The sequence below is a fragment of the Nocardia sp. NPDC102475 genome, assembly GCF_055584605.1.
Window position 1 is genome coordinate 109,906 of the sequence record NZ_JBVJLS010000027.1, and the last position, 10,801, is coordinate 120,706.

At 64.3% G+C, this 10,801-nt stretch carries 9 protein-coding genes; 3 read left to right on the plus strand and 6 right to left on the minus strand.

All coding sequences use genetic code 11. The annotated features are described in order from the left end of the window. Positions 1 to 3 precede the first annotated feature (3 nt). Positions 4 to 1,575, minus strand: coding sequence for a hypothetical protein (locus ACZ60G_RS36205; RefSeq protein ID WP_465816043.1), 1,572 nt, complete (start codon positions 1,573 to 1,575; stop codon positions 4 to 6). A 15-nt stretch (positions 1,576 to 1,590) separates the two neighbouring features. After that, complete coding sequence (locus ACZ60G_RS36210; protein WP_465816045.1) at positions 1,591 to 2,994, minus strand: hypothetical protein; 1,404 nt, start codon at positions 2,992 to 2,994, stop codon at positions 1,591 to 1,593. A gap of 180 nt (positions 2,995 to 3,174) precedes the next feature. Between ACZ60G_RS36210 and ACZ60G_RS36215 the strand changes: the two genes are divergently transcribed. Then, complete coding sequence (locus ACZ60G_RS36215; protein WP_465816047.1) at positions 3,175 to 3,609, plus strand: helix-turn-helix domain-containing protein; 435 nt, start codon at positions 3,175 to 3,177, stop codon at positions 3,607 to 3,609. Positions 3,610 to 3,649: 40 nt separating this feature from the next. Here the strand turns inward: ACZ60G_RS36215 and ACZ60G_RS36220 are convergent, their stop codons facing one another. The 3 genes from ACZ60G_RS36220 to ACZ60G_RS36230 all read right to left on the minus strand — a co-directional run bounded on the left by ACZ60G_RS36220 (position 3,650) and on the right by ACZ60G_RS36230 (position 6,790). Next, a complete protein-coding gene (locus ACZ60G_RS36220) occupies positions 3,650 to 4,906 on the minus strand; it encodes a tryptophan 2,3-dioxygenase (protein WP_465816048.1) in 1,257 nt (418 codons plus the stop codon). A gap of 29 nt (positions 4,907 to 4,935) precedes the next feature. After that, a complete protein-coding gene (locus tag ACZ60G_RS36225; RefSeq protein WP_465816050.1) occupies positions 4,936 to 5,937 on the minus strand; it encodes an aminotransferase class V-fold PLP-dependent enzyme in 1,002 nt (333 codons plus the stop codon). Positions 5,938 to 6,055: 118 nt separating this feature from the next. Continuing rightward, a complete protein-coding gene (locus ACZ60G_RS36230) occupies positions 6,056 to 6,790 on the minus strand; it encodes a tryptophan 2,3-dioxygenase family protein (protein WP_465816052.1) in 735 nt (244 codons plus the stop codon). Between the two features lie 624 nt (positions 6,791 to 7,414). Between ACZ60G_RS36230 and ACZ60G_RS36235 the strand changes: the two genes are divergently transcribed. Both ACZ60G_RS36235 and ACZ60G_RS36240 read left to right on the plus strand, forming a co-directional pair. Further along, positions 7,415 to 7,918: a hypothetical protein gene (locus ACZ60G_RS36235; RefSeq protein ID WP_387288146.1), complete on the plus strand. Its 504-nt coding sequence runs from the start codon at positions 7,415 to 7,417 to the stop codon at positions 7,916 to 7,918. Continuing rightward, entirely contained in the window at positions 7,915 to 9,078 is a 1,164-nt protein-coding gene (locus ACZ60G_RS36240) for an MAB_1171c family putative transporter (protein ID WP_465816055.1), read from the plus strand. The genes ACZ60G_RS36235 and ACZ60G_RS36240 overlap by 4 nt, the downstream gene beginning before the upstream one ends. Before the next feature lie 80 nt (positions 9,079 to 9,158). Here ACZ60G_RS36240 and ACZ60G_RS36245 read toward each other — a convergent pair whose 3' ends face one another. Continuing rightward, positions 9,159 to 9,623 carry a helix-turn-helix domain-containing protein gene (locus tag ACZ60G_RS36245; protein ID WP_465816057.1) on the minus strand — a complete coding sequence of 155 codons (465 nt, stop codon included), beginning with the start codon at positions 9,621 to 9,623 and terminating at the stop codon, positions 9,159 to 9,161. Positions 9,624 to 10,801 lie beyond the last annotated feature (1,178 nt).

The window sequence follows — 10,801 nt, forward strand, 5'->3', positions numbered from 1 at the left end:
CGCCTACCCCGGCCGCGAGGCCGCGTCGACCAGCACCGCATGCAGTGTCTTCGCTTGGATACCCGCCTCATTCCCGCGCAGCACTACCTCGGAGAACGCGGCGCCGAAGGCTCGGCTCACGTCGAAACCGCCTGGGCCCGTGGCATGCCCGGTCAACGCGGCACGCCAGTGCTGGTAACCGCGCACCACCTCGGCGAGTGTGCGGTGTCGCCCCGGCTCCCGACGCAGGTACTCCGCGAGCAGGACGCGCTGCGCCCGCCTGCGCGCGACACCACCACCGGCGTCGTCGAGCGCCCGGCCGAACTCACGTAACGTGGCCGCATAGATACCCAGGTCGGTATCGGTCTCCGGGGTTCCGGCAACTTTCGTCGGCTCCTGGGCGGTCCGCTGGTCGAGAGTGATCGAGCGAGCTGCACCCCGGGAGTCGCGCGGTTCGGAACTCCACCGCACCACGCCCGATTCGGCGCCGAGTTCGGCTACCGCGACGACATCCAGGACGATCACCGGGTATTCGGTCAGCACCCGGTCCACCGCGGCCACGAACTCCCGCACCACCGACACCTGCAGCCCGGGTGTATCGAATCCGGCCACACGCACACCGTGCTGCTCGGCCAATCTGCGCGCCAGCCACCCGACCATGGGGTCGGCAACCGGTCGCCCCGCGGAACCGCGCCGATCACGCCCGCGCTGCGATTCGTCGGTGGGCTTGTTCGATCGCGGCGGGGAACCGTACCGAGGGCTGGCGGGACTCGATTGTGCACCCGCAGGCGAGCCGGATGTCGGGGACCGTTGCCCGGTCCACGGGGTGTCTCGCCGCCCCGCATCGGTCGCTGACCACGGTCCGGACACCGTGCCCGGAAAGCGGGCCGCGTTCCGGATGGCGGCCGGGGGCGACGACCACGAGGACGGGGGCGACACCGTGGCGGCCGAGGGTCGGCGACCGGAGTCATCGGAAGGGTTGCCGGGTCTCCCACTGGCCTCTCGGCCTGCCCGATCCGATCCCTGGCCGGTCCGATCCGAAGAATCCTGACGCCGCGGACCGTCCTGGGGTGTGGACCGTTCCGTGGCGGCCTCGGGCGACCGCCGCTCGCCGGGCTCGGATCGTTCGGTGGGCTGGGCACGATCCGTGGGATACGCCTGGCCTCCCGCTACCGAAGAGGTCGCCGCCGGATCGGATGAGTGCGCGTCGGCGATCACTGGCGTGCCGACGCGGCCATCCGGCCGCTGCGGGGCAGGCTGCCCGATGCTCGGGTCGATGTCCTCGGCTGTAGCGGCTACCCGGCTGGCAAGGTAGGCGTCCTGCGCCTCGAATTGGCTTGTGGCGTCGATGATTCCGGCGGCGGTGCCGTGCAGGCTCTCCGCCATTGCCCGTACACCGGCCAGCAACTGATCGGCGTGCGGCTTGAATTCCTTGGCGAACGCGAGGCCGATATCGTCGTCGCCCCAGCTGCCTTCGGACTGTGCCAGGCAATCCCGCAAGGCCGCATAGGTATGCCCGACCCGGTCACCGAGTTCGGCCAGCCGCGCTCCCCGATTTCGCAGACTGTCCGGATCCAGCCGAACTTCGCCGATCACGTCCCACCCCGTCGGTCAGACTCGGCCGCTGCTACGCGTCCGGAACCGTCGCTCGAATTCCGTTACGAATACCGACAGCGGCACCGAAGACGTCGAGCGCTCGACTACGCCATCGTCAGCGACATAGAAAACCGCACGGTCCAAAGCCATTTCACCGTCCGGCACCGGCGAACGCACCAACCAGCCCACGCTGATGCGATCGGCCCGCAACGCCGACACCGAGTATCCGGTGGTGTCGTAACTCCGCTGGCGAATGTGATCGCGAACCAGATCGAGCGCATCCGCTTCGCGGATCCCGGCGACCTGATCGGCAACCAGATCCGCGAGCATCAACTGGAATAGTCCGCCGTCGATATCGACTCCATCGCCATCCCCGATGGCCTGCACCATCGCCTCGCGGGTCACCGCGCCCGCCTGCGCCGCCGACACCAACAGCTCGGCGGATTCCGGCCGGTCACCCAGCAGGCTGCCGACAACTCCGGCAACCGTCGAGACCGTCCACACCGCGGGCAGTGCCGGTGCGCACTCCGGTATCGGCGCGGATTCGCCGCGATACCATCGACCGGACTCCCACCAGTAACAAAACGACAGCAACCCGGTTATCGCACGCGGATTGAGCACCGGGTCCGCAACCCAATCCGGCGCTCCCGCAAATAATTTCGGCATCGGGCCGCCCCCGTTGTACGCGGCGTCCAAAACTGGCGCATCCCACACCCCGCCCGACAGCACCGCCCGATCACCGGGCAGCAGCGTCAATGTCGAGCCGCTGCGTCCCGCACTTTCGAAGATGCCAACCGACGGTCCGATCCGCGGCCCCCGTGTCGATCCGACCGCCACGAAAGCCGCGGCCAGTACCGCCCACCGGGCCCACAACACCGCCAGCTCCGGCAGCTCGCCATCCACGGCCAGCGCCCGCACACCCGCCCGCCGGTCCGCACGTATCCCGTCGACGGCGGCCTGCGGCGGCCTCGACTGAGGTTCACCGCGCCCGATATAAGCCGCCAACCACACCGGCAACCGAGCGCGCGGATAGCGTTCCAAGTCAGCCAGATAGGCATCCGGTGCGAACAACTGCTCACCGGGGAACGGCTCCTCCGCGCCTTGATCGACGACGACTTCCACCGTGTCCGCGTCGATACGCAGGAGCAACCGCCACCACGGCCCGCATTCCGAACTCGCGGACAGCCGCCGATGCCGACGCACCGTCTCCCACACCGCATCTGACACCTGATGCCGGGTCGACCGGCTGCCATCGTCGACCATCAGCAGCGCCGATTCGGCGACCACGGTCATCGCGAACCACGCCTCCAACCGTCGCCACCCGGGCGGGGCAAGCTCGCGAAGCTCATCCGCGATCCGATCGGCCAACGCCGCGAGATCCTCTAGCCCGTCGGGATCGCCCCACAACGGTTGACCCACGTGTTCTCCCTTCGGAACCCCCGCCCGCGCATGATGCCAGCCACGTCAACATGTGTGACTGTGGTACCAAATCGCATTCACACCAGTTGATACCCCGATTGCACCATGCCTCTCATTGTCTGTCAACGGTTGTCAAGCGATAATGGTTGGGAACCATTCCAGTTGACGGAAAGGCGATCGGTGGACCAAGACGAAACTCCCTCGACGTTGGCGTCGAAATTGACCCATCTGTTCGACGTCGTACGCAGGCCCGACGGTCGCGAGTTCAGCAACGAGGAGGTCGCCTCCGCTATCGCCCGCGATCAGGAGGTGAAGATGTCGGGCTCCTATGTCTGGTACTTACGCACCGGTCAACGAGACAATCCCACCTTCCGGCACCTGAGCGCCCTTGCCCGATTCTTCGGAGTTCCCCCGGCCTACTTCTTCGACGACGAAACCAGTCGCGAGGTCGACGCCGAACTCGGTCTGCTGGCCGCCATGCGCGACGCGGGCGTACGCGATGTGGCGCTACGAGCAGCCGGATTGTCCGCCGAAAGCCTGGCCGCGGTCACCGACGTCATCAACCGTTTCCGCCGATTGGAGCGACTGCCCGCAGGCCGACCCGCCGACGAGTGACTGCCGCGCGGACCCGAGGAGGCGGCAAAATCGTGAAGTGTCAGACCACAATCGGGTTGTCGGGAGCCATGTTGCCGACGGGCTCGACGGCGGTGAAAACCGGAATCGCGCGCGAGGCCGCCAAGTAGGGGGTGCCCTCGGTATATCCCGTGCCACTGGCGCCGCCGAGCATGCGGACCGCAAGTCGATAGTGAGTGGTGCGCCAGCGGAGTAGAGCGGCCGAGAAGTCCGCCATCACGTCCGCCAGCCGCGCCAGTTCGGATCCGGCGATGTCGCCCGAGCGGCTCGCACCGGTGAAGGCATCGTCGAGCGTGCATTCCTGACCGGCGAGAACCCGGTCGCGAACCTCGGGCACCGAGTGGTACGCGGGTGACTCGACCCGCTCGGCATCCGGACGCCGACACAGCGACTCGACGAGCTTGTAGCTTCGCGACTGGATCGCGCTGGCGCCCTCGGTGAACTGACGAAAAGTCCGGAAGGACTCGATCTGCATCGTGGCAAGCATCGAGAACAGCGGTGCCGCCTCGCGCAGCGCAGTGGTCGAGTTGCTGATGAAGTGGACTGCTCGGCTCACATCGCTGGCGGCCAGCGCTGCCACAGCGCCACGCAGGTGCATGGCCAGAAGCGTGAAGGTTGTCTCGAAGGTCTGCAGCACCCGAAGAAACAGGTACTCGTCGTGGATGGTGTAGACCGGCAGGATGCTCAGCTGGAGCACGCGCCGCTCGGCAAAGGACATATCGGCGTGCACGAGGGCACTGACTTGCCGCGCGCGGTCGGCTGGCTCGTCGTCGGTCGATCCGCGGTCCAATGCCAAGCGCGCCAGCGCTGGCCGGATCGCACGCAATCCATGCCGAATCCGCTTGTCGAGCACACTCCGTGGCGGGCGCATCGTCGGCAGCAGTGTGGCTCGGTCATGCATCGCGGCCAGTTCGAAGGCCAGAACATCCGCGAGCAGCTGCACAGTGCGCCGATCACACCGAGACCGCGCGAAAAGCGCCTGCTCTATCGGATCATCGATGACGGGCAATTCGAGCAGCCGCAGCGCCAGGTAAGTCTGGTAACTATATCGATTGTCCAGTTTATCCAGCGCGCAGTCCAGAAATGCGGCAAGGACTCGTACCGGTGGCCAAGGACCACCGAGCCGGGGCAGTATCGCGCGGGCCTGGTCGAGCAGTTGCAACGTGTCGGTGGGCACGAAGTGCTTGCCGACACTGTGATATCCGCCGAGGACTTCGTCGTAGGGGAATCGCTCAGCGGCTGGCTCGCATAGCCACGACATGAGTTCAGCGGTGGACATCAGAGCCTTCCTATCTTGCAAAAGAAAATTCAGAACGTGCGCCGGATTTCGCGCAGGGCTGCGCATAGAGCGGTGATGTCCTCGACATTGCTGTAATAGTGAAATGACACCCGTACCACGTCGTGACGTGGGCTGACCGCAATGTTGTGTCCGGCCAGTTGGCGACCCAGTCCGGTGGGGTCGCGGTCGATAATTCCTATATGTGCTCCACGGCGCTCGGGCGGGACGGCGCACACACGCTCACCTTGTGCGCTCAATTGCTCGCGAGCCAGTTCGCCCAGGCGCGATACATGATTGCGAACAAGTGCGAGATCCAGCTCACCGACAAGCTGTAGCCCTGCCACGGCGGCATAGCATGCCGGTATCGCCGGTGTACCGGTTTCGAATCGAGTCGCCGATGCCGGGAAATCCAATTGGAGGGAGTTGAAGGCATACGGGTCGACTCGCCCGAACCAGCCTGTCGAAGTCGGATTGTGGTCGCAATATTCAGGCGTGCGGGCGTAGAGGAAAGCGAGGCCGGGCAAGCCGAGTAGGTACTTCGAAGTACCGGCAACGAGGAAATCGCAGCCGAGGCTCCCGACGTCGACCGGATCCACACCGACCGCCTGATAGGCGTCGACGAAGACTTCGGCACCGGCCGCGTGCGCAGCCTGGACCACTTCCATGACCGGCAGCCGCACGGCGTGCTGATAACTGATCAAGGGCACCGAAACCAAGCGGGTTGTTCGGTCGATCAACGCGGTAAAACTATCCACCGTATGACCGGCGTCGACAACCTCGGCGCCGCACTGCCTCTGGGCACGCCAGACATGGGCAATAGACGGAAATTCGGCCGTTGTGGTGACGATACGAGGGCGAGCTTGCCAGCTGCGCGTCGACGCGATCTGGAAGGCGCCGATCGAGGCGTTGGGAACTACCGCCACCTGGTCGAGCCGCGCGCCGATCAGTGCCGCAAACCGATTTCGTGCCACCCTGACCTGGTTCTCGAATGCCTCCCACGCCGCACCGGCCCGGGTCATCTCCGCCAGCATCCGAGACACGGCACGATCGAGCTCCACCGAACGAGCCCCAACGCTGCAACTTGCCAGATGTACTGCGCGTTGCAACATCGGAAAGTGACATCGGAATGCCTCGGGAGACATCGGCCGACTACTCATCGCCGAACTTCCTGGGTAGCTCGGCATTCTGCTGGGCCATCGGCCCGGTCTCCGTAAGGAAACTTCTGATTTCCCACAGTTCGGGAAAAAGCCGGTACGAGATCAATTTGGTCAGCATTGCGACCGGCGTGCCCTGTGTGCCGGTCGCATTATGCCCGATCAACCGTGCGGTGATCTTGAAGTGCCGCACCCGCCACAAAGATACCCGCTCATCCCATTCGATCAGCGCCTCGGCCAAGCGGTGTATTTCGGATTGCTGCGCGGACCGATATACTTCGACCAGGTCGACACCCCGATTCCGCACGAACGTGGTGAATGATTTCCCGATAGTCCGGCTATCTCGCCGCACCGAAAGCCAGCCCGGAGAATCGGATCCCGAACCGTGGCCGAGAACGGTACGGATAGTCTGAAAGTCCCAAGGTGACAGATGGCGTATCATCTCCAACTGATCGGTGATGAGATCCATTGCCAGAGACGCTCGGGTCAACAATGCGATCGCACTGTTCGGATCGGCATTATCGATATGGTCGGCCGCCTTGCGTAACTCGGTGCAGGCCAGCTTCAGCCACAACTCGGTCGACTGATGGACTATTTGGAATAGTAACTCGTCACGGTGCACCATCTCATCCGAGCGACGCTGCAGATCGAGAAGTCGATCGGTGCGCATGTAACGGATATAGTCGTTGTCGCCCTCCCCATTCAGTATCTGCTGGGAGTAATCCTTCATCGCGACCCCTGGATGCCACACACTGTGCCGATATCCTTCTTGCACCGGAGCCGATGTGATTCGGTACCCGGTCCTTTTTCTGGCCAATTCACTATCGGAGCCAATAGGACTGACAGTTTGCGTAGCCGACCGACACGGCCGCGCGGCCGGTCCCGACCGGCCGCAGGACGAGACTGTGTGGCGTTGGGTGCACAACCAGGGCCATGGCCTGCTCGTGCCGGTGTCGAGCAATGTCGCGGTGAACCGAGGACCTGCCGACGATCGGCCTCCGGGGTGCTTCTGCCCACTGCCGGTCCTCTCGCCAAGACATAACGCATCTACAGCCTGTCAACACGCGTGAGTGTCAGGTAAATCCTGTTCACATCAGTTGACGGGCCTGATTATTGCCACGCGTGGCGTGTCCTGTCAACGGTTGTCAAGTGATAATGGTTCGCAACCATTCCAGTTGACGGAAGGGCGATCGGTGGACGACACAGCCTCATATGTCTGGTACCTACGCACCAGTCAACGAGACAACCCGACCTTCCGGCACCTGAGCGCGCTGGCTCGATTCTTGGAGCGACTACCCGCAGGCCGCCCCGACGACCAGTAGCACACGAAAACCTCAACCCAGCAAGGACTGCCATGCGGACCACTGATTTGCGGAAGCGCTGCGAACAGCGAATCGATACGCTCTGGCTACCGGCTCGTTTCGGTATCGGCGAGGTGTGCGAGCGTCTGGAGCGTCATGTGGGCAGACGGATCGAACTGATCCCGATGGCCTTGCCCCCGGCGAGCCCACTCGGCTTGCTGATCACCGATGAACGCGGGCATTCCGTCATCTACGAGGAGTCCGCCAGCCCAATCCACCGCCAGCAGATCATCTTCCACGAATTCGCGCATCTACTCTTCGGTCACCGCGGTCAGTCGATCGGCGATGATCGACGGCACTGCATGTTCGTGCACGTCGCCCACGAGATCCAAGGACAGGTGCTCGCCAGGTCCTGCGGATCGACCGAGCAGGAAACCGAGGCCGAGATGACGGCGACATTGCTCTTGCGACGGGCACACCGGTCGAGCCAGCCGATCACCGTCGCGGCCGATCCGGCGATCGCCGACATAGTCCGCCGCTTGGACAAATCGCTGTGACCACCGACCCGATCCTGCTCATCTTGCTCACGGCGGGCGCGTGTGGCGCCGTCCTGGCCATCAAGGCTCGCGACATCATGCGGGATCCGGGCAACGGGATGCACCGTGCGAGTGCGCTTTTTGCTGCCGCGATCCTGGCCACCATGCTGCTCTGGCTCGAATCCGATGCCATCGACCAGCACACTCATATCCGGACAATAGGCATCCTGCTCAGTGACATCACGGCGATGCTCGCGGTGTGCGCGAGCCAGATATGGTTCGTGTACCTCACCACCCGGACCGAGATCGCGCGGCGCAGATCCCCGCTGTGCTACGCGGGTTTCGCAGTTGTCGTCTGCGCGGTCGTCCTACTGTTCGCCGCCTTCCCACCGGCCTCCGCGAATGATGCCCAATATCGGTATCTGTTCATCTGCTACGTCGGTGTCAGCGCCGTCGCGGCGGTGGTGTTCGGGTTCCGCTATGCCGCGCTCACCGCGAAGCCTTGGCTACGCATCGGATTCCGGGTAATCGCACTGGGCGGCATCGCCGTGATCGCGCGCCTGGCCTTCCTCGGATACGTACTGGTCACCGTCGATCTCGGCCACGCACCCCGGCCGGTGTATGCCACCGTGGACGGACTACTCACCGTAACCGGACTGCTCATCGTTATCACCGGGATGGCACTGCCCTCGGGGGGCGAGTTTCTAGGGGCGCTGCTGCACGCCTACCGATGCCACCGAGCCGAACGACAGCTCAGTGCGCTGAGCTGGCACCTGGCATCCGCGACCGGCACGACGAGCATTGTGCCGCTGCCTGCCAGCCGCGAATGGAATCCCTTGCGGGACGCTGAATTTCGGCTCTGTCGTCGGATCATCGACATTCGGGACGCACAACTGGCGTTGCGCGGGTATGCCGATCCACAGGCGCGACAACTCGCCGCCGATCGGTACGACGCGCTCGGCTTGCCGGACCATGAGCGGGGCCCGATGATCGAGGCGGCCGTCATCGCCTCGGCGATCACGGCGAAACAAGCAGGCGACCCGCCTCGGCACAACACGACGATGACCCTGTCCGCTGAACAGGGCGGCACCGACACATTGCTCGACGAAGCCAGATGGCTCGAACGCGTCGGACGCGCCCTGCGATCCGCCGAGCTGATACATCGCAACGCCGAGGTCTAGCCGCTGCGTCCGAGACGGGCGCAGCCTCAGCTTCATCGGCCGAGCCGATCATCGGCGAACCAGCCACCATGCCGCTGATTTCAATTCGGCTGCGGCAGGGCACCTTGTTGCGGCCATGCGATGTCGTCGACGGCCAGCCAGGATTCGCGGGCAACGGCCGTCAGCGTGACGCCGGTGAACGCGACGATATCGCGGTGCAGGTGGGATTGGTCGGCGTAGCCGCCCTCGGCCGCGACCCGGGCTGGGTCGATTCCGGCGGCGAGGCCATGGACGGCACGGTCGAACCGGATCAATGTCGCCGCTCGCTTCGGCGGCAAACCGACTTGCGCTTGGAATCGGGACCACAGGCGTTTGCGGCTCCAACCGACCTCATCGGCCAGGGCATCGATCCGGACCAGGCCGTGCCCGGCCCGGATCCGCCGCCAGGCCCAGACCACTTCCGGCTCAACCGACCGCCCGACCGTGCAGCGGCGAGCGAGCAACACCTCCATGAGCGCGAAACGCTCTGTCCACGACGGAGTTTCGGCCAAGCGCTCGCGGATCAATGCCGCCTCCCTGCCCCACAGTAACGTTGATCGGCTCAAGCCGTCGAGACGTTTGCTATGTGTTTACTGTCTCTGATTTTGCTCGGTGTGCCGGAAGATCGACACGCAGACGCTGGTCAACTCTGTAGGCCGGACGGCTCCTCGATCGGATGATGCCTGACCTCATGCGTCGACTCGGCGAGCGGCGGGGCGCGGATCGTCGGTAGGTGATCGCACGCATTTGCTGATCTCACCGAAATCTCACACTTTCAGCCGGAACCTTCGGGATATTTCAGGTCATGTCGAGGATGCGTGGATCATGAAAGACTCTATCTACCAGTCTTTTTCGGCAATAGTGAGACCCGTTCAGAAAACTAGAACCTGTGTCAGGTGGTCGCAGGTTCAAATCCTGTCAGCCCGACACACGAAACCCCTTCCGACCAGCATCGGAAGGGGTTTCTGTGACGACGAGTCCGACACCGGCGAACAACCCAGGACTCCCAACAGCACCCCCGTTGGGCTCGCCCACCGATTCCTGTCCGCGATGATGATCGCGCGCTTCCAATCGACACTCGAGCTCGCCGATCCGCCTGGTGTCAGCGGCAGACGAGGTGCGTTGGGTGTGGGCCGTCTTCGCGACATGATGAGCGGGACATAGTACGCGTAGGTCTGCCGATTGCGTGCCGCCACACGCCTGAGATAGGCCGGGCCCGCCATGACGAAATCCACGCCTCTTTGGGGGTTCATGTCGGGAGGGGGAGCTGACCCATATTCCCAACCTGGTGTATGCCTCTGACCTGCAACTTCCTTGACGCTGATCGGCGTGCGAAGCCGGATTGGCCGCCCCGAGATGTGAGCAGTTCGCGTTCAGCGGGTGTTACGTCGAGCGGTTCGGCAGCGTGGTCGCGAACGACTCGACGCCGCCGGGGCGGGAGCAGCCGATCACCCAGCTCCGTCGCGCCAGTGGGCGGCATCGTTGCCACCGCTCGCGGAGGCGCCGATCCGCCTGCCCGGCGGAGTTCAGAGAATGGCTTGCTCACAAGTGCGGCCGGTGTTTACTGGGAGGAGCGCTTCGGTCCACCCACCCCTCGATCCTGGTTGGAAGTGTGTATGCCGGTATGGCGACTGCGCGAATTTCGTGACGCTGATCTGGATCAGGCGATTCAGATCTGGGAGCAGAGCCGTATGACGACCGCGGA